This window comes from Vibrio sp. 10N.247.310.17 (assembly GCF_041466605.1).
GTDB lineage: Bacteria > Pseudomonadota > Gammaproteobacteria > Enterobacterales > Vibrionaceae > Vibrio > Vibrio tasmaniensis_A.
In genome coordinates this window covers 1-24,013 of record NZ_JBFSTC010000036.1, presented here as the reverse complement: position 1 = coordinate 24,013, position 24,013 = coordinate 1, and the positions used below count along the sequence as shown (strand labels likewise).

The window sequence follows — 24,013 nt, the reverse complement described above, 5'->3', positions numbered from 1 at the left end:
AGTCAGATTTATGAAAACCAAACTTATCACCCGCGAAGGTTATAACAAGCTCAAAGCAGAACATGACCACTTATGGCACGAGAAGCGTCCTGAAATCACTAAGATAGTCACTTGGGCTGCAAGCCTTGGAGATCGTTCAGAAAACGCAGATTACACCTTCAATAAGCGTTTGCTTCGTCAGATTGATCGCCGAGTGCGTTTCCTACGCAAATTCCTACCAGATGTCACTATCGTGGATTACTCGCCACAACAAGAAGGTAAGGTATTTTTCGGTGCTTGGGTCGAAATTGAGAATGATGATGGGGAAATTAAGAAGTTTCGAATTGTCGGCCCAGAAGAGATCTACGGCGATGCCAAAGGCTATATCTCTATCGACTCACCAATGGCTAGAGCTCTGCTCAAGAAAGAAGTGGATGACGAGTTTACGGTAACCACACCGGAAGGCGACAAAGAGTGGTTCATTAACTCGATTCGCTACGCAGACGACGAATAATCAAACCTAATAAACACTTAGCGATGAGCTGAGTGTTCAAGCAAACCCAAACGCCAGATAAAAGAAAACCCCGCTAGGCTTTCGCCTGACGGGGTTAAGTCTCTATCGCAGCAATCCGGCTACTGTTTATCTCTTCGAGATAAGGTGCTCCCTGCATCTTTCCTTGATAGTGGCTAAATCCTTTAACCAATTTCCTTTTTGTTCATCGCCATCCTAGCGGTGTCCATTCTAGCCTGTCATCCTGACTGGCGAATCTCATCCAGAGATTATCACTTCCTTGCTGACCACTCATCCTAAGTAATCAAATCTTCATCCTGAAGATACCTAGTCCGTTAGGCTTTTTCCTGTTCCTGCCAACTCCCTGTCGACAAGTTAAATATTACGGTATTTGGGCGAGTTTCCTAGACAGTCCCAAAAAACATTTCAGGTGAGAAATACGCCCACAAACACACAAACAAATAAAATCAGTAACTTAGGTTTATTTTAAGACGATTTCATCGATTTAAAGTGACTTAGTCGCACACCACGTGTGAGAGATCTCGCACAAACTGGGTATCAGAAACGGAAATTGGACTTCTGACAGGATAATTACACAGTCAAAGCTAGAAAAAGCGTACGCTCACCCCCATGTATTTGTCATGATATTAAATAAGAGATTCATCGGATGAGCCAAGCTATCTGTCGACTGATTGCTGAAGAACTGAATGTTCGTTCAGAGCAAGTCACCGCCGCAGTAAACCTAATTGACGACGGTAATACCGTTCCCTTTATTGCCCGCTACCGTAAAGAAGTCACGGGTGGCTTAGACGATACCCAACTACGTAACCTTGACAGTCGCCTTTCATACCTTCGCGAACTAGACGATCGTCGCCAAACGATCCTGAAATCGATTCAAGACCAAGGCAAACTCACGCCAGAACTGGAGCGTGATATCACTCAAGCCGACAGCAAGACGCGCCTTGAAGATTTATACCTGCCATACAAACCAAAGCGTCGTACCAAAGGTCAAATCGCAATCGAAGCAGGCTTAGAGCCACTTGCCGATACACTTTGGAATGAACCACAGCACGATCCTGAAACCGAAGCCGCTAACTTCATCAGCAGCGATAAAGGCATTGCTGATACTAAAGCCGCACTCGATGGGGCACGTGCAATCGTGATGGAGCGTATTGCAGAAGACGCAAACCTACTTGAAAAAATTCGCCAACATCTAACGCGTAACTCAGAACTCGTTTCACGTGTCGTGGCAGGGAAAGAGCAAGCAGGCGAGAAATTCAAAGACTATTTCGAACACAACGAAACACTCAACAAAGTGCCTTCTCACCGTGCGCTTGCTATGTTGCGAGGCCGAAATGAAGGCTTCCTAACGCTGGCAATGAATGCAGACCCTGAACAAGAAGAAGGTGTACGCGGTTCATACTGCGAAAGCATCATCTCTGATCACTACGGTATTACCCTAAGCAGCGCTCCTGCGGATGCATGGCGTAAACAAGTGATTAGCTGGGCATGGCGTATCAAGGTTTCTATGCACATGGAAACTGAGCTGATGGGCGCGATGAAAGAACGCGGTGAAATCGAAGCGATTGAAGTGTTCGCAACCAACCTTAAAGACTTGTTGATGGCGGCGCCTGCTGGCCCTCGAGCAACTTTGGGCTTAGATCCGGGTTTACGTACTGGTTCGAAAATCGCCGTGGTGGATTCAACCGGTAAGGTTCTAGCAACAGAAACCATTTACCCTCACCCACCACAGAAGCAATACGACAAATCTGCACACGTGGTTGAGCAGATGGTTCGCCAGTTCAATGTTGATTTGATTGCGATTGGTAATGGTACCGCTTCACGCGAAACAGACAGCTTTGTTGCTGATGTGATTAAGCGTGGCAACCTAACAGCACAGAAAATCATTGTCAGCGAAGCCGGCGCATCGGTTTACTCTGCTTCTGAGCTAGCGGCAAAAGAATTCCCGAACATGGATGTCTCGATTCGTGGTGCGGTGTCTATTGCGCGTCGTCTACAAGACCCACTAGCAGAGCTTGTGAAGATTGACCCTAAATCGATCGGTGTGGGCCAATACCAACACGATGTGAGCCAAACCATGCTTGCTAAGCGCCTAGATGCGATTGTCGAAGACTGTGTAAACGCCGTTGGTGTTGATGTGAATACCGCTTCTGCCGCGCTTCTGACTCGTGTCGCTGGTCTTTCTAGCACCATCGCTCAAAACATCGTCGACTTCCGTGATGAGAATGGTCGTTTCGAAGCGCGTACTACCTTGAAAAAAGTCGCTCGTTTAGGGCCAAAAGCCTTTGAACAATGTGCTGGCTTCCTACGTATCATGGATGGTAAGAACCCGCTAGACGCATCATCGGTTCACCCAGAAGCTTACCCATTGGTGAAAACCATCGCCGAGAAAAACCACAAAGACATCAAATCTCTGGTAGGTAACACAGACTTCTTACGTGGCTTACATGCGGTTGATTACACTAATGAGAATTTTGGTGTACCGACAGTAACCGACATCATCAAAGAGCTGGATAAACCGGGGCGAGATCCTCGTCCTGAGTTCAAGACGGCAACGTTCGCCGATGGCGTAAATAGCATGTCTGACTTAGAACCCGGTATGATCTTAGAAGGCGTGGTTTCAAACGTGGCTAACTTCGGTGCGTTCGTAGATATTGGTGTTCACCAAGACGGCTTGGTACACATTTCAGCACTGACCGATCGCTTTGTCTCTGACCCACGAGAAGTGGTGAAAGCGGGTGATATCGTGAAAGTGAAGGTCATGGAAGTGGATGTTCAGCGTAAACGTATTGCACTAAGCATGCGCATGAAAGATGAGCCTGGACAAGATAACCGCGCACAACGTTCAAGTGCACCTCGCACACAAAACCGCCCGAACCAAAACTCACAAGGTGGACAACGCCGTCGTGAGGAACCACAACAAAACGCGGCGATGGGTGGTGCATTCGCTGCTGCTTTTGCAAAAGCGAAAAAGTAATCCGTTAACTCGTCTGCAAAACAGATATGCTTAAAACAGAAAACCTGCATCCCTTAGGGGTATGCAGGTTTTTTTATTATGTGTTCAAAAAAGACATCGAAGCTTAGCTGTATTCTTCGTGCTTATACTCAAAATAATTGGAGTTGCAGCTAGGCAACCTTTTCCCTACAAAGGAATGAAGTTCATCCCTATGAGCATAGAGGTTCTATGTGATTAGGGTGAACTTACGCAGTTAACAACGCTGCAGCTTCAAGTATGAAGAGTATAACTATAATACGACTAACATCTCTGACGGAGCATGAGGCGCAACAGCATGACCATAATGATATTTTATGACCTTACGTCGTTTCTCCATCTGTCCCTCCTGAATCGCCGCATCTAAAATATGCTTTGGCAGGCGGAAACGCATGGTATAGCCCTTTCCTTGATCAGCACTGTATGTTCTCAGAGCCAATAAGCTGAACAGCCTGTCAAAAGGATCTTGTGGCTTTTCATGGCTAACCGAATTGGCCTCTGACTCGTTCTCCATTTCATAACCTGGATGGTCTGAAGGATCCCAAGCCGACTGCTGCCTTCGTTTATCGTCCGGTTTTACCTTACGCTCTGCATTGGTTCTCGCCAATGCTACTGCGGGAGCAACAGGTTCTCGGACTCTATTATCACGCGCAACTTGCTCTGTTTGCACATTAACGGACGGGGCGATTAGTGGCACACTTACTGCAGTTGCAGGTGACACAATCATCGCGAACTCTCCTCAAGAATCGCCCATCACTGTTGCCATAACGCTGTCGTACTGACTCAGCACAACAGGCATAGCCCAACTTACCGCAATCAACTCATGAGAGAGTTAGGTCTGAGTATCATGCAATGCCTTGGTGTTATACCAATCGTAGTAAATAACTGCTCATCCTAGCTTGTTAAAATGCTTGATAACGGAGTTAGAAATTTTGATTGTAGAATAACTACTTATCAAAACTACTTGTCAAAAAAAAAGCAGCCTTGTTCTCAAGCCTTTTTCCTACGCTATTTTTGAACACTTACTTACTGTGATTGGTATTAGGTTATATATCGACCAATCCAGCAATAAATTTAGTGATTATTTTTGCGCGAAGCTAACTAGTTCACTGCAAAAGGCATCGGCTTCTGTCATAAACGGCGCATGTGAAGACTGCGTGAATATATATTGCTCGGTATGAGGCAGCGCTCTACCCAGATCTTTTGCTACCTTGATTGGCACTAATCCATCCAGTCGCCCGTATAAACGCAGCATAGGCACTGAAATCTCCGGCAGTTGTTCTCGCAAGTCAACATCCGACAGCATCTTTAAGCCGGCCAATAAAGAATTAGGATTCGGAAGCGGACGAGACAGTACCGCTTGCTTGAGTTGTTTTACATCTTGCCTTGCAGAAGGGCTGCCCATGGCTTGCAGTGCCATAAAGCGTTCGATAGTAGTTTGGAAATCTTCAACCAGCTGTTCGGTAAATGCGCTTAATACGTTTGGCTGAATGCCTCGCCATAACACGGGTTCTTTTGCAGCGGCGAATTTAGGAGAGCTGGCAACAGTTACCAATTTGCTTACGTAATCTGAGTGATACAAAGCCATGTGTGTTGCGACCAAGCCACCCAGTGACCAACCGACCCAAATAGCCTGCTTTGGAGCTTCGGCCAACAATTGCTGAGCTATCTCTTCAAGATCTTGAGCGTGGCAATGCGCGCTGTGTCCATACCCAGGAAGGTCAACAACATGCACTCGAAAATCAGCTTCTAACGCATCAACGGTTTGTTGCCATACCGCACCGTTCATTCCCCAGCCATGAACCAACACTAAATCAGGCCCTTGCCCAGAAACATGCCAATATAACGTGTCACTCATTCTCGATATTCCCTACTTTTTCCATCAGCGATAATCCGCGCTTTTCAGTATTGTGAGTAAAAGGAACACCATAACCCAAAAGCATCACGAGCTATGTTATCCGATTGGCTACAAAAACACACACCACGTCTGGTCACACCTCAATGCGACCTGTGTAAGCTAGATAAGTCGCACAGCGATACTCACCCGAGATGGTGTAATTCTTGTCTCAAACTCTTTGATCCAGTTCCTCGCTGCCAACGATGTGGTTTAAAAACGCTGCTCACAGTAGAGCAGTGCGGGCAATGTTTATCACAGCCTCCACCTTGGCATCGTCTCTATTGTGTTGGGGACTACACCTTTCCAACAGCACGTTACATTCAGCAAATGAAGTACGCCGATAAGTTTTGGTTTGCACGCGATCTGTCAAAGCTATTAGCTTCACGTATCGAACATCCTGCTTCGATGATCACCAGTGTCCCTCTGCATTGGCGTCGATATATTCATCGTGGCTTTAATCAAAGTCAGCTGCTCGCTAATTACACAGCTCAAGAACTTGGCGTTAAAGATGAGGTGCTGTTCCGTCGAATTCGCTCAACAGCTTCTCAGCAAGGGCTAACTAAATCCGCGCGATTACACAATCTAAAGAATGCTTTTACGCTTAGAAAACAAGACTTTCATGGAAATATCCCCTCTCACGTCGCGATAATTGATGATGTTGTAACCACCGGCAGTACTGTGTATCAATTATGCCAATTACTACTTGAAGTAGGTGTGAAAAGGATTGATATTTACTGCATCTGCCGCACTCCTGAGCCCTCTGGATAGAAGCTGTGAATCGCTACTTGTACAGCAATCCAACAAAAAAGGGCTGAATTACAAGTCTGACAGGAGTAGAATGGCGCTAATAACCTACAAATCTACTCAGGTATTCGTCGTGTCAAATATTACTATTACAGAAACAGCTCAAACTCACTTTGCCAATCTGCTGTCACAGCAGCCTGAAGGTACAAACATTCGTGTGTTCGTGGTAAACCCAGGCACACAAAACGCTGAGTGTGGTGTTTCTTACTGCCCAACAGATGCTATCGAAGCGTCTGACACTAAGCTTTCTTTCGACGCTTTCTCGGCATACGTCGATGAGTTAAGCCTACCATTCCTAGACGAAGCTGAGATTGACTTCGTGACTGACAAAATGGGATCTCAACTAACGCTTAAAGCACCAAACGCTAAAATGCGTAAAGTATCAGACGACGCAACTCTGATAGAGCGTGTTGAGTATGCAATCCAAACCCAAGTGAACCCACAGCTTGCTGGCCACGGCGGTCACGTTAGCCTAGTAGAGATCACTGAAGAAGGTGCTGCTATCGTTGCATTCGGCGGTGGTTGTAACGGTTGCTCAATGGTTGATGTAACGCTAAAAGAAGGCATCGAGAAAGAACTTCTTCAACAATTCGAAGGTGAATTGACAGCCGTTCGTGATGCAACTGAACACGATCGCGGTGAGCACTCTTACTACTAAGCACTCATACAGTCTTAGCCAGTAGATAGTTAAAGATTCAATCAAAAGGTTGATGCGCAAGCATCAACCTTTTTTGTGTTTAAAACAGCAGAAGCACTCCTGAACCGTATATTTCCCGTTCAATGCCAACAATAGTGAGGCGTTACCATTTGCAGTAAGGTATTCAAGTGATCGCAATCGGTTCCTGCTCCAATAATTCTAGGATATGAAAGCTAGGATCTAGGAACTCACCGTCATTTCCCCTATATTAGAATGACTTTATAAGAAAGAATTCCAATGAGTTAAGGAGTGAGCGCAATGACAAAAAGGACCAAACCAGAAATTTTGGCTCAGCAAACTGTCGCTCAATCAAAACTGTTCTCTATCGAGTCTCTCGATTTACGCTTTTCAAACGGTGAAGAGCGCACTTACGAACGTATGAAGCCCAGCGGCCGAAACGCAGTCATGATGGTTCCGATTACGGAACAAGGCGATATTCTGTTAGTACGTGAATACGCTGCGGGTACAGAGCGCTATGAACTCGGCTTCCCAAAAGGTCTAATTGATCCAGGCGAACAACCAAATGAAGCCGCCGTTCGTGAACTAAAAGAAGAGATTGGCTTTGGTGCCAACAAGCTTACTCCTCTAAAAGAAGTGATCCTTGCACCCTCTTATTTCTCTAGCAAAATGACGCTGTTTATCGCAGAAGAGCTCTACCCAGAGAAACTAGAAGGTGATGAACCAGAGCCACTAGACATTGTGCGCTGGCCACTTGCTCAAGCCGAAGAACTGTTAACGCATCTCGACTTCTGTGAGGCTCGCAGTATTACCGCCCTACTATTAGCCCTTCGCGTATTAAACAATAATTAAAACAGTCAGAATCACTCGAAGAGTAAGAGAATATTTATGCCAATAACAAAAGATTTGTCTCACCTGCTGCCCTCTGTCATTGAGATTGCTCGCTCTGCTGGGCAACTGATCTTAGAGATCTACGAGAAAAAAGATTACGAAGAGTTTACCAAGAGTGATGATACGCCCGTCACTAGTGCTGATCTCGCCGCTCATAAACTGATCTCGAAAAAACTTAGCGAACTGACACCTGATATTCCGGTGTTATCGGAAGAAGCCGCTGATATCAGCCTAGAGCAACGTTCTCAATGGGATCGCTACTGGTTGGTTGACCCGCTGGACGGTACACAGGAGTTCATCGCACGAAGTGGCGATTTCGCGACAATCATTGCCCTAATCGAACACAACAAGCCGGTAATGGGCGTCGTGTACGCACCGGTTTCAGGTGTGAGCTATTACGCTTACAGTGGTAAAGGCGCTTGGAAAATTCCAGACCTTAATGACAGCGTTAAAATCAAAACGCATCGTCACGAGCTACCAAACCAATCGATCGCGATGGCAATCAGCCGTCGCCAAGACATCAATCGAATCACTAACCGTATGAGCTCTGCTTGGAACTACGACTTAGTTCCTCTTGGCTCTGCTGCGCTTAAGGCATGTTTAGTCGCAGAAGGAGCTGTCGATTGTTATCTACGTATTGGACCAACCGGAGAGTGGGATACCGCAGCAACCCAGTGCATTGTTGAAGAAGCTGGCGGACGAATCTTAAGCACCCAGTTAGAGCCGCTTTCGTACAATGAAAGAGAGACGCTTGAGAACCCGAACTTCATTGTGCTTGGTGATGCTGACTTACCGTGGGCAGAAATCTTACAAGGCAAAGACTAAACTCGACGGCTTTGGTCGCGGTTAAGCAGTTAAGCAGTTAAGCAGTTAAGCAGTTAGGCATTCAAACAAAATGGGCACCTCATTGAGGTGCCCATTTTTTATATCTCGTTATTTGATAACCAACGGATGCTAGTTCAGAAGTAGATACCGGATTAAAAACGACCTTGGTAGGTAAACTGGTACTTACCTTGGCTGTCAGGGTTGCCCAACCACTTAAGCTGACTCTGCATCGCAGGTGGGAATTCAGCGCCCGGCTTAAACCATGCGGCCGAGGTGTAGCTTTGATTTGGCGTTACGCTCGCAGAAAACTCACTATCAACTTGAGCACTCTTCTGATTACCTTTCGCTGAAACAGTGCTGTTTTCACAACTGATGTCAGCAATCACAGGGCCAAAATCTAACGAGCCAACCGGAGAATCAACCGCAGCGCCCGACCAAGCAAGCGTACCTTCACCCGATTGGCACCAAGGTTGAGCATGAACAGCATGTTTGATAGTCAGTTCAACGTGTCCTGTAATAGACACTGGCACAGGGATGGCTGGCGCATATTTCATCACGTTGCTAGCTGGCATTGATGCCACTAAGTTTTCCGCGTAAGCACCACTCATGCTATACCCGACAAGCCCTTTACCAGATAAGTTCATGTCGCTGTTACGTCCAAAGCGAACCGCAAGTTCTACTTTGGCTTGGAATAGTTTAGAGAACTGGAAGTCCCACTGCACTGAGCCGTAATTGACACGCTGCCACGCAATATTGTTAGCGCGACCTTGCCAAACCGTACCCTCAACACCTTCAATGCTTAAACCACGTACAACGGGCGCATGTTTGAGAACAAAAGAAGCCGGCAAGTGCAGCAACAAACTTACCGAGAAAAAAACGATAAAGATGCTGCTAAATAACAAACCATACTTAAAAGATAAACCGCGTTTCACATTAACCTCATTTAAACTGTAGTCGGTTGACGTCAATAACCCCAAGGCTATCAGAGCGATCAATATCCATAAACTCAACCTCAACACCCTGCTTTTCTTTCAGGTATGTCAGCCAATCAACAAATTGATTAAATGGCAAAGGTTTAATCCACACTTGCAGCATCTCGCCACGTGGTTGCACTCGTATCAATTCAATCTTGAAGCGACGCATAGATGCAGGCACGGATTGATTCAAAGGCTGACTAGCACTAATGCCACCATTGCCTCTTAGTTCAACCACTTCATTGGCTTTATTGGTAACCCAAGCCAGTAGTTGCTTTTCACTTTGAATGCGACTCTGTGCCAGTTCAGCTCGCTGACTGAGGGGCTGTATTAGCCCCCAATAAATGATACCTACTACCAATAAAATTGAGCAACCAACGACTAATCGTTGCTCTCTTTGACTTATTGAAGTCCACCACGCTTGGAGTGGCTCAATTATATTTCTCATCACTGATCTCCTTGCGCAGTTACTGACGGGGCTTAAGGGTAAAACTACCAAATACGGCATCGCCATTACGGTTCAATGGCCCTTGTTCAACGGAAAACTTCTCTTCAAGTTTCACTTTAGCCGTCTCAAAATGTTGAAAATCAGCGCTTTTAGCTTGTAATCGAACTTCAGAGCGATTGCCATCATAGCGAATGCTTTCGACTTCGATCGATTTCACTTGTCCTAACGTTTCTGGCAGCAATGCTAACCAACCAAGTAAGGAGTCACCATCGCCTGAGCCACCGTATTTCTTAGCTTCATCATTCATCTGACGCTTAAGGTAGCTTACTGTAGGAATTCGTTGTTTGCCTGGCAGAACGGCTCTAAAGATACGCTCACTCTCCATGCGATAGGCTTGTGCTTGTGCTTCGTATTGCTGCACCTTCAACACTTGTTGAGTCACAATCACGGCCACCAACAAGCAAGCAGCGATCGCCACCTTCTGCCATACACGCCAATATTTACTGAAAGAAGATTTGGTTTTAAAGGTGCCCGTCAGTAAATTTACGCCGCTTGTGATCGCTTGTTGGCTCAATAAGGACATCACCAATTCCGCAGGCTTTGCTTGCCATTCCATACCGCTTTGCTGCTGTACATCATCGCTCGGCATTGTGGTGTAGCTGAAGATAGTCGTAGGTTGCTCTTCGTCGTCAGCTACAACCCAATCACTTTGCAAAAACATCGCTAACCATGCTTCGCTGATTGATACGGCTTGATAGTTACCTTGACGTTGAGAGTGACCTTGGCGCAATAGCCAATGCTGGTCGATTTGCAACGCACTGATGCCTTGTTCTTCAACAGGCACGGATAGTGTATCTGGGAGCACCTTACGGAAAATAATATTGGCTTTGCGAAACTGGTCTAAAGCTTGTTTTAACCATTCGCGATCTACACCACACACAGTAGCGTGCGTTGCATCTTTATCTAAAATGGTTAGATGTAAGTCTTCGATATCTTGTGCCACTTCGTCTTCTAACAAAAATGGCAGCATAGAGTCGAACTGGCGAGCAGCACCTTTCGGAATTTCAACACGCTTAATTAAGCACTCATTTCCCGGCAATAAAGCGATACAGCTACGCTTTTCAGCGTAAGGCGTTAACTCATCAAGCTGATCCCAGCTAGACAGCTCACCACTTGCTATCACTTCTTGTTGGCTTGTCGACCAAACCAACCACTGCACTGGGCTTTGTGGCTCGCTACTCAGTCGAACGGTCAGAAACTCGCTCACGGATTCCTCCAAAACGACGGCGTACTACCGTCACTGTTTCTCTATTACTACTATAGAAAAGCGTTCGTATACGTACACGAGACTGCTCAACTAATACCTCTGCATCTAGCTCAAAATAGGCGCTATCTACAGTTAAATATGCTTTCGCTTGTTTGCTGACTTCTGCACTCACACCAACAATAGCAGGCTCAGCCATAAACGCATCCACCGAATCCCAGCCATCAAATGGGCGCTTGTCTATCAGCTGTTTGGCGTCCGATTCACTTAGACCGGGTGCAAACATTGCTTCCAGTAAAGATGCCTGCTTTTCCGAGATGGTATTCACGTTTAATCGGAAATCATCAGTGGGCAAAGCGCAAATAAATGGATGTACCTTTTCCATTGCCTCACCAGAGACCTGATAAACGGCTCGCAGCTCCGATTCATCTGCTATTAAGCCATTCGCCGCCAAATAAGCTGGCTTCATCGCCTCATAAGTGCTGTCTTCTACACCCGTAGAAGAGGTGGCTCGAGTATCAGAGTCCAGAAATTCCCAACTTGAATTTGCGATAACCTCAGCCTGATAAGGATCCACATCTTGGTTTTCCAGTAAGGTTTGCCAAACCTTCACTAAATAAGGGGTTTGGTTACTTGATGTCGTCGTAATCCCAGCGAGCGCATTAAGATTGAAACAAGCCTGCGCATCAACGATACGCCCTTTAACTTGGCCATAATCCAATGGGTATACCTGCTCTTCTAACGCCCATGGCTGGCTTAAGTTCACCGTATCACTATCTTTATAACTTTGCCTAATACCGTCTTGGACAAGCGCTTCTACACCAATGCTATACCAGTAAGCCTGTTGGTAATTCAGTTGATTGCCAACGCGCTTGAATTGCGTAAACAGACGCTCCGACATACTGCCAGCTATGGTTGCCATGATCGCCAAAAGCATCAGAATAATGATCAGCGCGACACCACGCTGCTTACGCCCCACAGCAGATCTTGTCAGTGCAGGCTTATTAGTTTGATGAATCATTATTCCCCTCATTACTGCCTGAAGAGTCACTATTTGCAGAATCATCGACCTGATCTAAGGCGCCACTTGGTGTGAGATAAACACGTTCTATCTCACCGTAATCTTTCAGTATCAGCTTAAGTCTCACCGCTTTAGGCAGTGATTTATCGGTTTGCCACTCTTTGCCCCAGCGGCTTTCGTCATAAAACTCGAACTCCAGGTTCTCAACATCATCAAGCAGAGGAGTAATCACACCTTGTTGGCCGGCAGGTGTATCGGGGTAACGCCACCATACACGCTCAAGCGTTTCCTCTTTTATGCGGTAGCCTACTTTGGTGACTTCTCCGCGAGGGAACTGCTGCTGTGGGTTGTGCCAACCAAGGCGAGTAAACATGATGCCAACACTGTCGGAATCCAGTAAATACTCTTTCATTAGGATCAGCTTAGATGATGCTTCTTCACCATTGGTACGAAATTGTCGTACCGCCATCTGGCGAAAATCATTATCTAAAATGACTAAACTGCGTTGCAGTTGATTTAAACGAGCACTGCGCTCAATAGAGAGTTCATTGCTTCGTTGGACCTGATTTACCACCTGATAAGCCGCCATGCTTAACGTGGAAAAGATGGCAATCGAGACCAAAACTTCGATTAAAGTAAAGCCTCTCCCTTTTGAAGATAGACCTTGTTTACGAGGCTCTCGCTTATTGGCGGACATGCTCTCGCTTGGCGACTTGCTCTTAGCTAACGACACGCTTTTAATTGACCACATAACTGCGCACCGTGACCACTGGAGACGCTTTCTTACTGGTTGCTGCACTCACATCAAACGCCTTTAATAAATTATCGCTGGTATCGATGGGAGTCACCTTCCAGAACCACTCTCTTCCCGCTAACTCTTGCGTGCCCTGCGCTTTTTTAAGCTTCTCAGGATGCAGCATGACTAAGGCCATCTGGTTATCAACAACCATCGCCGCGAAGGTTTTTTCTTCTAAATAACTGAGGGTATTAATGTGTTGGGTGACAGCACGAATCACACTGATCGCCGCCGTAGCGAAGATAGCGAGCGCAACTAATACTTCAAGCAGAGTCATTCCTCTAGAACCAAAAGGCATACCACGAGAACGATAAGGAGAACGGTTATTCCTCTTCATCTTCTTCTCCCGGCTCTAGCAGTCGAATCACACCATTATCCAACACCCGAATACGCCAACCATCTTGTATGGTGTCTCCGGTATTTGGATAAAACGACAATACAAATGGCGTCATTTCAGCACTCGACAAAATGTATATCTGAGGTGGCTTGGGCTTTTTTTCCTCTTCAAGATCCGCAAACATATCTTCATCAAACAAGCTTCCGGGATTGAACAAACGATCATCGTCTTCCCATGCGCCACCACCTAAAGTCAGTGACAACGCGAGTTCTTCCGGTAATTCAGTTGAAGAGGGGATTTTTTCAAATTCGACTTCTTGCCAACCTTCTGACTTCAGAGCCATCAGAACGTAAGTCGATTTCTTTTCATCGACACGAACGCCAAAATCCAAGCCACTCAAAATAGCCTCTTCATTGAGTAATTGAACTCGTTGATAAAAACTTTGAGCGTATTTTTTGGCGACATCTTTGCTATTGGTCGGAATAGTCGCGATCACCGCGACCGCCGTTACTGACAGTAATACCAACACCAAAAGAATCTCAATCAAGGTGAAACCTGGCTGTGTTTGCTGAGTTTTCACCTTGTAGACTCCATCTGTTTACGTCCTACCATCAATAACGTATCAACTAACACGAACTGTTCACCAACAGGAACTTATCAAGCGACAATAAACCGAAGCTTATTGGAAATCTTGCATGTTCCAGTTACCGATATCCGCAGCGATACCTTCACCGCCTTCTTGGCCGTCAGCACCAAGCGTAAAGATATCGATAGTACCGTTATCACCTGGGCTTAGGTATTGATACTCATTGCCCCATGGGTCGTTAGGCAGACGCTTAATGTAGCCACCGTCACGGTAGTTACGAGGCTCTGGACTGTTTGGCTTAGAAACCAATCCATCAAGGCCTTGATCCGTTGTTGGGTAAACACTGTTATCCAGTTTGTACATATCTAGCGCGTTCTCTAGCGCCACGATATCCGTGATGGCTTTCTGTTGATCCGCCTTCTCTTTGTTACCCAAAAGGTTAGGAACAACAAAGCTGGCTAAAACACCAAGAATAACCACAACAACCATCACTTCCAATAGAGTAAAGCCTGACTGTTTTTTCATTTTATTTTTCATTATTTTCTCCAAATTACAGATAGCGAGTTGAAGGTAATAATGCCCTTCTTCTCGATAATCCAAAAACTAACGTCTGATGAGCAGTACGTTATCCACTCATTAAATTGTTCATTTCAAGCATCGGCATCAGTGTCGCCATCACGATAAACAGCACCAAACCGGCCATCAACGCGATAAGCGCTGGGGTGAAAATGCCTAACGCGATATTGACCGTCGACTCAAAGCTTTGGTCTTGGTTGTCTGCCGCTCTTGTCAGCATCTGTTCCAACTGACCACTCTGCTCACCACTGGCAATCATATGCAGCATCATCGGTGGAAAGAGTTTGGTTTGATCCAACGCTTTACGTAGGCTTGCGCCTTCTCTAACACTGTCTGAAGCCTGTAATACTTGTTGTTTCACATGTTGATTCGACATCACATCAACCGCGACCTTCATCCCTTCAAGGATTGGAATCGCACTCGAGGTACAAATTGAGAGTGTTCGTGCAAAACGAGAGGTATTGATCCCTTTCGCAATCTTGCCGATCAGCGGAATACTCAATAGTTTGCGATCCCAGCTCATGCGAACACCCGGCTTTTTGAGCGCGGTCTTAATCAACACAATCACACCAATGATCAACAACAGTAATTGGATGCCCCAATTCTGGATAAATTCACTCGATGCCAATAAAAATTGTGTCGACTGAGGAAGCTCTTGGCCCATTTGGATAATAGGCTCGACGATCTTAGGTACCACGGTTGCCAACAGGAACGAAACAATCGTCACCGCAAACACCACCAGCACCACAGGGTAGATCATCGCTTGTAGCAGCTTAGAGCGCATCTTCTGACGATTTTCTGCGTAATCGGCCAGTCGCTCCAATACCGCATCTAAGTGACCAGACTTCTCACCCGCCGCAACCATGGCCCTAAACAGTTCATCGAAGATGTGTGGATAATCAGACAAGCTATCCGCTAGCGAGTAACCTTCTGTCACTTTAGATCGGACTGCCAATAACATAGTTCGAATACGTGGCTTTTCAGACTGCTCAGCGACCGCTTTCAAGCACTCTTCTAGCGGCATGCCTGATTGAACGAGCGTGGATATTTGACGAGTAATCAACGCAAGATCTGGTGTACTGATACCACGCTTAAAGCTGGTCGAAGGCTGAGTACCTTTCGCATTTTTCGCCTTAGCTTCGGTCATCTCAACCGGCATTAAACCTTGTTCTTTTAAACGTTGGCGAGCCTGACGAGCATTATCCGCTTCAATCGAACCCTTTTTGCTCTTACCTTTGGCATCCAGCGCTTTGTATTCAAATGCCGCCATACTAGACTTCCTTAGTCACTCGCATCACTTCTTCTAAGGACGTTACCCCTTTCAGAACTTTGCTCAAGCCATCATCTCGAATACTTGGGGTTGTGCCACGAATCGCTTTCTCAATTGCCTGTTCTCCAGCTTCACTGTGAATCAGCTCTTGTACCGAATCGTCAATCATCAGTAGCTCATGAATACCGGTACGACCTCGATAACCTTTATGGCCACACTCTTCACAACCTTTTGCATGGTAAAGTGTGAGGCTCTCTTTCTTCTTCATACCAAACAGCTTTTTCTGTTCTTTATCTGCTTCGTAAGGTTCTTTACAGTCGTTACACAGAGTACGAACCAAGCGCTGAGCCAAAACACCCAGCAGAGAAGAAGAGATCAAGAAAGGTTCAATGCCCATATCACGCAGACGCGTGATCGCACCGATTGCCGTATTGGTGTGAAGAGTCGACATGACTAAGTGACCCGTCAAAGAGGCTTGAACAGCGATCTCAGCAGTCTCTAAATCACGGATCTCACCAATCATTACCACATCCGGGTCTTGACGAAGAATCGCACGTAAGCCGCGCGCAAAGGTCATATCAACCTTAGGGTTTACCTGTGTTTGACCAATACCATCAATATCAAATTCGATTGGATCTTCAACGGTAAGGATGTTGCGTTCGTTACTGTTGAGTTCTTGCAGGCCAGCGTACAAGGTCGTTGATTTACCCGAACCCGTAGGACCGGTAACCAAGATAATACCGTGTGGGCGCTGAATAAGTTTACGGAAGTTCTCGTGGTTCTCTGCCGTCATACCCAAACTGTGTAGATCTAGACGAGTGGCGTTTTTATCCAACAGACGCATTACCACACGTTCACCGTGTGAAGAAGGCATGGTAGATACACGCACATCAACCGCTCGGCCACCGATACGTAGAGAAATACGACCGTCTTGTGGCACGCGTTTTTCCGCAATATCCAGCTTAGCCATAACCTTGACACGCGAAACCAACAGCGGAGCCAACTTACGGCTTGGTGCTAATACATCGCGCAGCACACCATCAATACGGAAACGGATCGACAGTGACTTTTCGAAGGTTTCGATATGAATATCCGAAGCGCCTTCTTTAATCGCCTCACCCAACATCGCATTAATTAACTTGATGATCGGTGCGTCGTCTTCTGATTCAAGCAAGTCTTCGTCTTGTGGCAACTCTTCCGCTAACGAGAAAAAGTCGTCATTGTCGGCACCAATATCTTCCATTAACTGTCGAGCTTCCGACGAGTCACGCTGATACGCGTCCGTCAGTTTTTTATCAAATTCGTCTGCGCTGATCGCTTGTGGTGTGAAGCCATTTTTCACAACACGGCTCACTTCAATGATCGCCGCCGATTTCAGAGGTTCAACATAATAAAGCACCGGCGCGCGCTCCGGGTGCTGATATTCCAACACCATCTTGTAGCGATTCGCAAAGCTAAACGGCAAGCGCTGATAAGTACGTGCCGCCCCTACCAATTCAGCCATTATTCTGCTTCCATTTGATCGATGAAGGCTTGGATTTCAGCAGGATGATTCATGCTATCGCCAAACTTAGGAAGTACTGGAATATTATCGTTATCCATCAGTTTCAAGCCTTGCTCTGCCTTGTACAGTTGCTCAGCACGAATAAAGTTGTATTTGCGCTGCGTGATACCATCTGCAGTCATGCCATCACGAATAATGGTTGGCTTGATGAATACCATTAGGTTCTTTTTCTCAACCTGAGTACTGGTTGATTTGAACAGGTGTCCAAGGACAGGAATATCACCCAAGAATGGGACCTTAGACTCACTCTCCAATGCGCGCTCATCAATCAGGCCACCCAACACCAGCATTTGACCATCTTGAACAATCACTGACGTATTTAGCTGACGCTTAGCAAAACGAACATCTACTGCTCCGTTTGCCCCTAATACGTTCGATACTTCTTGTTCTATTTGCAGTTGAACCGAGTCACCTTCATTGATTTGCGGCACGACTTTTAGCTTAATACCCACTTCTTTACGTTCAACCGTTTGGAATGGATTATCGTTGCTTGAACCTGCTGTAGAACCGGTTAGAACGGGCACCTCTTCACCCACAATGAATGAAGCCTCGCCGTTATCCATTACCGTAATACTTGGAGAAGACAGAATGTTTGAGTTTGAATCGGTTGCTACCGCACTGATCAACGCTGTCCAGTCGCCCATAACCACACTCATTGCAGCACCATTAACGCCAGAAAGAGCAGATGCTAACGTTGAATAGTCACCCTTTTCTGTCGTGGTTTCATTACGTAGGAAATTATTATCCTTATCGTAAACCGCTTTAGTTGTTGTCGAGTCTTTTGCTTCTTCTAGACCCACCATCACACCGCCAATCGATGCACCGGTATTGCTGTACTGAATCATGGCACCCGTTTCTAGGTTGCCCCACTGCACACCCAGGTTAACGCCGTCACCTTCTGCCATTTCAACAATTAAGGCTTCAATCAAAACTTGAGCACGACGGATATCGAGTTGAGCGATCACGTCTTGCAGCGCGTTCATGATGTCTGGCTGTGCGGTAATCACCAACGAGTTAGTATCGCTGTGAGCCGAAATCATCACTTGGTTGCGCTGCGATGAACTGCCTTTGGTTGATGTTTGTTTCTCTGATTGCAGGTTGTCAGACACGCCTTTCAGCACATCGACTAAGTCTTCCGCTTTTGCGTATTTAAGGTAGATAACTTGGTTGTTACCCTTAGTCGCCATTTCAACATCAAGCTGTTCAATCAACTTTCTTAAACGACTGCGTACTTTAGGGTCGCCTGAGATAAGAATTGCATTAGTACGCTCATCGGCAACTAATTTAGGCTGCAGGAAGGCAGGGGTGTTTTTAGCATCTGTGGTTTTACTTAGTGCATCGACTATACGCACCATCTCCGCGGCGGAAGCATTCTTTAGTTCAACGACCTCAATCTCTTTATCACCCGCTTGGTCTACACGCTTGATGATCTCTGCTAAACGGTTTACAACCGCCGCACGGCCGGTAATCAAGATGATATTTGCAGGATCGTAGTGCACCACGTTGCCCGCGCCCGCGTTGTCATTCAGTTGACGAAGCAGAGGAGATAGCTCACGAACCGAGACATTACGAACCGTCACAACACGTGTTACAACGCTGTCGCCTGTGATCGAATCACGGTCGCCAACAACTGGGATTGCCGAGGTTTTAGAATCTTTCGCTTTGATGATCTTAAGAACACCCGAGTCCATTTCAACGACTGCATAGCCGTACACTTCTAATACGTTTAAGAAGAAGCTGTAATATTGCTCTTCATTGAGTACGTCGTAGCTGCGTACATCGATTTTTCCGCGCACCGAAGGGTCGACGATGATCGTCTTCTCTAGATTACGACCAACAATATTAATAAACTCTTGAATATCAGTGCCTTTAAAGCTGGCACTAAAATCACTCGCGATGGCGGCGGGTGTACAGATTAAGCTTCCTGCCAATAACCATGCACTTTTCTTAAACCAATGCTTCACGTACTTCTCCTACACTTTCGTCCTTCGTTAGACGCAAAGTTTTAAAATTCAATAAACACTTCATGTTGTTGACCATCTCTCTCGACGACGAGGTTTAGCTCTGTCAGCTCTGAGATAGAACGGAATATGTTGCCCATAGCAGCGGGGTCTGTCAGGTCTTGCCCATTTAACTGAGTCGCGATATCTCCGTTTTGGAGCCCTACTGAGTTAAAAAGTTCTGAATCTTTGCCTGGACTCACTCGATAACCAATCACTTTATCGTCGCGCTTGACCTGGGACAGTCGAACATATTGGAAGATTTGTTGCGGATCTTTCATTATCTTCGCTTTAATTTCATCTAGTTTTTGCTCTGCCGAAGCAGGGTTATTACCACGAACCGAAGAAGAAGCGCGAGGTGGCGCAGGGGCTGAGACAGCTAAACGCTTGTACTCAATACCTTCAAGCATCAAGGTTTCGTCTCGACCTGAGTTATCAATAATCACACGGTCGACTAATACGGCTTTAAGCTTAGCTCTAGTGCCTTCTATCTCTTCATTAATTCCGTAGGTCGCCTGCGTACCGCGATTGGCAATCACCGCTAAGCTCCGCTTTGGATTAGAACTGGCAACAGCACCGACCAAAACTAGATTTAATCGTGTCTTTGGCGCATCTTGGATAACTTGCTGTTCAACCACAACTGGCGTTGTTGGGTTATAGGCACCAAAAAGGTTGCTCCGCTGCAAAGAAGAGATATCCAGGGTCGATTGAGGAGTAGAAGACGATGAAGCTGTTGCTTTCCAAGGCACGACGGTTTGCTCAGCAGGTTCAATAAACCATGCAAGCTGTCCTAAAATCCATGCGGAAGCTGCAATCAACATACAACACATCGCTAGGCTTAGTTTCTGCTGAAGTACAAATCCATTTTCTAATAAGCGGCTCAACACAGGAGAATTTCCTGCGCGATTCTTGAGCTCTAAAAAGTTCACTTTCCTTGCCCCTTTTCATGACGACAAATGCTGCAAATCATTAAACTTTCAGCTTTTTTATTCATTCGTTCGATACCAAGCTTATTTAAGCATAAGATCCTGAACTATATCATAGCAAATCTATAAAGCGGCATTACATGGCTATTTTGTATTATGACTTGAAAAAAATGCCAACCGCCTCCACTTTAAGCTTCTACTTAATGTAATTAAAAGCATGTTGCGCACTGTTCATTACAGTTAAACCGCATTCATTTCTCACTTAATAAGGCACAGCCCTATATGAAAACTACTAATGAAGCTGTCAGACTCGATAAATGGTTGTGGGCAGCTCGTTTTTACAAAACCCGGTCTATTGCTCGCAATATGGTCGATGGTGGCAAAGTCCACTATAATGGTCAGCGCAGCAAGCCAAGTAAAATTGTCGAACTTGGAGCAGTGATTACCCTGCGCCAAGGTAATGAAGAAAAGACGGTGACAATCGAGAAAATCTCGGCCCATCGTGGTGGAGCTCCTATAGCTCAAACCCTCTATGAAGAAACCACCGAGAGCTTGGCAAAGAGAGAAGAGTTTGCAACACAACGTAAACTGAACGCTCATAGCCCAGCACCAGAACGTCGCCCAGATAAAAAGCAACGTCGTGACATCATCAAGTTCAAGACTCAATAAGCTAGAAGGAATAGCCAAATGGCCAACCCAATGTCTACAAGTAATGTTTTAAATCGCTACCTATTTGAAGACCTATCAGTTCGTGGTGAATTGGTACAGATGGACGAAGCGTACCAACAGATTATTTCTAGCAAGGAATACCCAGCGCCAGTACAAAAGCTGTTGGGTGAGCTACTGGTTTCAACGACGCTACTAACAGCGACTCTAAAGTTTGAAGGCTCTATCACGATGCAACTGCAAGGTGATGGCCCTGTATCTCTAGCTGTTATCAATGGCGATAACGATCAGAAGATCCGTGGCGTTGCTCGCTTTGATGGCGACATTGCCGACGACGCTGGCCTGCACGATCTAATAGGTAAAGGTCACCTAGTGATCACTATCGATCCTAAGAAAGGTGAGCGTTACCAAGGTATCGTTGGTCTTGAAGGTGACACTTTAGCTGAAGTCCTTGAAGGTTACTTCGCGAACTCTGAACAGCTAAAGACACGCCTATGGTTGCGCACGGGCGAGCATGAAGGTAAAGCACACGCTGCGGGTATGTTGCTACAAGTGATGCCAGACGGCACCGGTACGCCAGACGACTTCGAGCACCTAGAGCAGCTAACTGACACAGTTAAAAATGAAGAGCTATTCACTCTAGAAGCAAACGAACTGCTTTACCGTTTGTACAACCAAGAGAAAGTACAACTGTTCACACCACAACCGGTTGAATTCTTCTGTGGTTGTTCACGTGACCGAAGCGGTGCCGCTATCATTACTGTCGCTCAAGAAGAGATCTACGACATTCTTAGCACGGAAGGTAGCGTTGCTCTACACTGCGATTACTGTGGCACGAACTACTCGTTCGACAAGAATGATGTTGACGCTCTGTATGCAGAAGCAGCAGATAAAGGCAGCAATACGGTTCATTAATTTACGGCGTACCAAAAACACGTAATTTACCCCAAAAAGGTCAGCACAACGCTGGCCTTTTTTGTGATCAAAATAGCGCAAACTCCGTAACATCTCGTAATAAAATCACCTCTTAATTTTAATCAATTAATAATGTTCTCTCCTCTAGCGCAAAGGTTTGCGTACAGGATAGACTAGTCAGGCCAATATGTGATGAGGCGCTTAAAACCCCATGGTTAATATGGATATTTTTTGAGCTATATCCCTGTTTCCCCCGAGCCTCGTTGCTAGCATGGTGAGCAGATAACAATAAAAAATTAATACAAAATCCCTACAAAATATCCTACAAGGAGCACCTATGACCGTTATGGAACATACTAAGGCTGCACAAATTGATCTAACTAAGCACGGACTGACTGGCGTTACTGAAGTTCTTCGTAACCCTAGCTACGAGCAGTTATTCGTTGAAGAGACACTGCCAGGTTTGGAAGGCTACGAAAAAGGCGTAGTAACGGAACTAGGCTCTGTTGCGGTTGACACTGGTATCTTTACTGGCCGCTCACCAAAAGATAAGTACATTGTTAAAGATGACACCACGCGCGATACCATGTGGTGGTCAGATCAAGGCAAAAACGACAACAAACCGATTACAACTGAAGTATGGGATGAGCTTAAAGAGCTTGTGACAACTCAGCTATCTGGCAAGCGCCTGTTTGTCATCGACGGTTACTGTGGTGCTAACCCTGATACGCGCTTAAGTGTACGTATTATTACTGAAGTAGCGTGGCAAGCGCACTTCGTTAAGAACATGTTCATTCGTCCAACAGACGAAGAGCTAGCAACGTTCGAACCTGATTTCGTGGTAATGAACGGTGCTAAAACAACTAACCCTAACTGGGAAAAGCAGGGGCTAAACTCTGAAAACTTCGTTGCTTTCAACCTAACAGAGCGCGTTCAAATCATCGGTGGTACTTGGTACGGCGGTGAAATGAAGAAAGGCATGTTCGCAATGATGAACTACTTACTTCCTCTGCAAGGCATTGCTTCAATGCACTGTAGTGCTAACGTCGGTGAAGAAGGCGATGTAGCGATTTTCTTCGGCCTATCAGGTACCGGTAAAACAACCCTATCAACCGATCCTAAACGTGAGCTAATCGGTGATGATGAGCACGGTTGGGATGACGATGGTATCTTCAACTTCGAAGGTGGTTGTTACGCCAAGACCATTCGCCTATCTAAAGAAGCAGAACCTGAAATCTACAATGCTATCCGTCGCGATGCGCTACTAGAAAACGTAACGGTTCGTGGCGATGGTTCTATCGATTTTGATGACGGCTCAAAAACCGAGAACACTCGTGTTTCTTACCCGATTCACCATATCGACAACATCGTTAAGCCAGTATCAAAAGCCGGTCACGCTCAAAAGGTTATCTTCCTGACTGCTGATGCATTTGGTGTGTTACCACCTGTTTCTAAACTGACTCCAGAGCAAACGAAGTACCACTTCCTATCTGGCTTCACTGCGAAACTAGCAGGTACAGAGCGTGGTATTACTGAACCAACACCAACGTTCTCTGCGGCATTTGGGGCGGCATTCCTAACTCTTCATCCAACTCAGTACGCTGAAGTACTTGTGAAGCGTATGGAAGCAGCTGGCGCTGAAGCTTACCTTGTGAACACTGGTTGGAATGGCACTGGCAAACGTATCTCAATCCAAGATACTCGTGGCATCATCGACGCTATCCTAGATGGCTCAATCGACCAAGCTGAGACTAAGGTTATCCCTATGTTTAACCTAGAAGTACCACTAGCGTTGCACGATGTTGACCCAGCGATTCTTGATCCACGTGACACGTACACTGACCCTCTACAATGGGAAAGCAAAGCGAAAGATCTAGCAGAGCGCTTCATCAACAACTTTGATAAGTACACAGACAACGCTGAAGGTAAGTCACTGGTTGCGGCTGGCCCTCAACTGGACTAACCCAATCATCTGCTCGGGCCAAGCCAAAAGCGAACGCCCAATTTAAAATGATATTTTTGTAGCAAGCCCCTCTTTTGAGGCAACACCTATCATTTAAGGTGTTTAGATCGCACAGTGTAGCGAGTCTTACTA

General features: G+C 46.0%; 23 protein-coding genes. 9 read left to right on the top strand and 14 right to left on the bottom strand.

Annotation, left to right across the window (positions count from 1 at the left end):
* The first annotated feature begins 10 nt into the window (after positions 1–10).
* Both greB and AB6D80_RS12030 read left to right on the top strand, forming a co-directional pair.
* Positions 11–493, top strand: a complete 483-nt coding sequence (greB, locus tag AB6D80_RS12035; protein WP_012603019.1) for a transcription elongation factor GreB — start codon at positions 11–13, stop codon at positions 491–493.
* Positions 494–1,157: 664 nt separating this feature from the next.
* Positions 1,158–3,488 carry a Tex family protein gene (locus AB6D80_RS12030; RefSeq protein ID WP_012603018.1) on the top strand — a complete coding sequence of 777 codons (2,331 nt, stop codon included), beginning with the start codon at positions 1,158–1,160 and terminating at the stop codon, positions 3,486–3,488.
* Positions 3,489–3,756: 268 nt separating this feature from the next.
* Here AB6D80_RS12030 and AB6D80_RS12025 read toward each other — a convergent pair whose 3' ends face one another.
* Together AB6D80_RS12025 and bioH are read right to left on the bottom strand one after the other, a co-directional pair.
* Positions 3,757–4,230 carry an ATP-dependent Lon protease gene (locus AB6D80_RS12025; protein ID WP_371701511.1) on the bottom strand — a complete coding sequence of 158 codons (474 nt, stop codon included), beginning with the start codon at positions 4,228–4,230 and terminating at the stop codon, positions 3,757–3,759.
* A 354-nt stretch (positions 4,231–4,584) separates the two neighbouring features.
* The gene (gene bioH, locus AB6D80_RS12020) at positions 4,585–5,361 is read right to left on the bottom strand and encodes a pimeloyl-ACP methyl ester esterase BioH (RefSeq protein ID WP_371701509.1); all 777 of its coding nucleotides are present in this window, start codon (positions 5,359–5,361) and stop codon (positions 4,585–4,587) included.
* Between the two features lie 93 nt (positions 5,362–5,454).
* Here bioH and AB6D80_RS12015 point away from each other — a divergent pair, with 93 nt between their 5' ends.
* The 4 genes from AB6D80_RS12015 (at position 5,455) to cysQ (ending at position 8,575) form a co-directional block, all read left to right on the top strand.
* A complete protein-coding gene (locus tag AB6D80_RS12015) occupies positions 5,455–6,168 on the top strand; it encodes a ComF family protein (RefSeq protein WP_371701507.1) in 714 nt (237 codons plus the stop codon).
* Between the two features lie 109 nt (positions 6,169–6,277).
* Complete coding sequence (gene nfuA / locus AB6D80_RS12010) at positions 6,278–6,862, top strand: Fe-S biogenesis protein NfuA (protein WP_004735612.1); 585 nt, start codon at positions 6,278–6,280, stop codon at positions 6,860–6,862.
* A gap of 297 nt (positions 6,863–7,159) precedes the next feature.
* Positions 7,160–7,711: an ADP compounds hydrolase NudE gene (nudE, locus tag AB6D80_RS12005; protein WP_009848014.1), complete on the top strand. Its 552-nt coding sequence runs from the start codon at positions 7,160–7,162 to the stop codon at positions 7,709–7,711.
* A gap of 36 nt (positions 7,712–7,747) precedes the next feature.
* Complete coding sequence (gene cysQ, locus AB6D80_RS12000; protein ID WP_009848015.1) at positions 7,748–8,575, top strand: 3'(2'),5'-bisphosphate nucleotidase CysQ; 828 nt, start codon at positions 7,748–7,750, stop codon at positions 8,573–8,575.
* Between the two features lie 152 nt (positions 8,576–8,727).
* Here the strand turns inward: cysQ and AB6D80_RS11995 are convergent, their stop codons facing one another.
* The 12 genes from AB6D80_RS11995 to gspC all read right to left on the bottom strand — a co-directional run bounded on the left by AB6D80_RS11995 (position 8,728) and on the right by gspC (position 20,340).
* A complete protein-coding gene (locus AB6D80_RS11995) occupies positions 8,728–9,507 on the bottom strand; it encodes a type II secretion system protein N (protein ID WP_372188603.1) in 780 nt (259 codons plus the stop codon).
* Between the two features lie 7 nt (positions 9,508–9,514).
* Positions 9,515–9,997, bottom strand: a complete 483-nt coding sequence (locus AB6D80_RS11990; RefSeq protein WP_009848017.1) for a type II secretion system protein M — start codon at positions 9,995–9,997, stop codon at positions 9,515–9,517.
* Between the two features lie 19 nt (positions 9,998–10,016).
* Positions 10,017–11,264, bottom strand: coding sequence for a type II secretion system protein GspL (gspL, locus tag AB6D80_RS11985; RefSeq protein ID WP_371701504.1), 1,248 nt, complete (start codon positions 11,262–11,264; stop codon positions 10,017–10,019).
* Entirely contained in the window at positions 11,233–12,282 is a 1,050-nt protein-coding gene (gene gspK / locus AB6D80_RS11980) for a type II secretion system minor pseudopilin GspK (RefSeq protein ID WP_371701502.1), read from the bottom strand. Before gspK ends, gspL begins: the two co-directional genes overlap by 32 nt.
* Positions 12,266–13,033, bottom strand: coding sequence for a type II secretion system minor pseudopilin GspJ (gspJ, locus tag AB6D80_RS11975; RefSeq protein ID WP_371701500.1), 768 nt, complete (start codon positions 13,031–13,033; stop codon positions 12,266–12,268). The genes gspK and gspJ overlap by 17 nt, the downstream gene beginning before the upstream one ends.
* Positions 13,020–13,415 (bottom strand): type II secretion system minor pseudopilin GspI, encoded by a 396-nt coding sequence (gene gspI / locus AB6D80_RS11970; RefSeq protein ID WP_017099560.1) that lies wholly within the window; start codon positions 13,413–13,415, stop codon positions 13,020–13,022. Before gspI ends, gspJ begins: the two co-directional genes overlap by 14 nt.
* The gene (gene gspH, locus AB6D80_RS11965) at positions 13,402–13,995 is read right to left on the bottom strand and encodes a type II secretion system minor pseudopilin GspH (protein ID WP_017099561.1); all 594 of its coding nucleotides are present in this window, start codon (positions 13,993–13,995) and stop codon (positions 13,402–13,404) included. The genes gspI and gspH overlap by 14 nt, the downstream gene beginning before the upstream one ends.
* A gap of 99 nt (positions 13,996–14,094) precedes the next feature.
* On the bottom strand, positions 14,095–14,538 hold the full coding sequence (gene gspG / locus AB6D80_RS11960; RefSeq protein WP_017102442.1) for a type II secretion system major pseudopilin GspG: 444 nt from the start codon (positions 14,536–14,538) through the stop codon (positions 14,095–14,097).
* Between the two features lie 88 nt (positions 14,539–14,626).
* Positions 14,627–15,847, bottom strand: a complete 1,221-nt coding sequence (gene gspF, locus AB6D80_RS11955) for a type II secretion system inner membrane protein GspF (protein ID WP_009848024.1) — start codon at positions 15,845–15,847, stop codon at positions 14,627–14,629.
* Position 15,848: 1 nt separating this feature from the next.
* The gene (gene gspE / locus AB6D80_RS11950) at positions 15,849–17,351 is read right to left on the bottom strand and encodes a type II secretion system ATPase GspE (RefSeq protein ID WP_009848025.1); all 1,503 of its coding nucleotides are present in this window, start codon (positions 17,349–17,351) and stop codon (positions 15,849–15,851) included.
* Entirely contained in the window at positions 17,351–19,375 is a 2,025-nt protein-coding gene (gspD, locus tag AB6D80_RS11945) for a type II secretion system secretin GspD (RefSeq protein ID WP_009848026.1), read from the bottom strand. The genes gspE and gspD overlap by 1 nt, the downstream gene beginning before the upstream one ends.
* A gap of 41 nt (positions 19,376–19,416) precedes the next feature.
* The gene (gene gspC / locus AB6D80_RS11940; RefSeq protein ID WP_135445087.1) at positions 19,417–20,340 is read right to left on the bottom strand and encodes a type II secretion system protein GspC; all 924 of its coding nucleotides are present in this window, start codon (positions 20,338–20,340) and stop codon (positions 19,417–19,419) included.
* 279 nt (positions 20,341–20,619) lie between these two features.
* On the opposite strand from gspC, the gene hslR reads away from it, so the two are divergent.
* The 3 genes from hslR (at position 20,620) to pckA (ending at position 23,881) form a co-directional block, all read left to right on the top strand.
* Complete coding sequence (hslR, locus tag AB6D80_RS11935; RefSeq protein ID WP_012603005.1) at positions 20,620–21,006, top strand: ribosome-associated heat shock protein Hsp15; 387 nt, start codon at positions 20,620–20,622, stop codon at positions 21,004–21,006.
* 18 nt (positions 21,007–21,024) lie between these two features.
* Positions 21,025–21,918 (top strand): Hsp33 family molecular chaperone HslO, encoded by an 894-nt coding sequence (gene hslO / locus AB6D80_RS11930; protein WP_009848029.1) that lies wholly within the window; start codon positions 21,025–21,027, stop codon positions 21,916–21,918.
* A 337-nt stretch (positions 21,919–22,255) separates the two neighbouring features.
* Entirely contained in the window at positions 22,256–23,881 is a 1,626-nt protein-coding gene (gene pckA, locus AB6D80_RS11925) for a phosphoenolpyruvate carboxykinase (ATP) (RefSeq protein WP_009848030.1), read from the top strand.
* Positions 23,882–24,013: the final 132 nt, after the last annotated feature.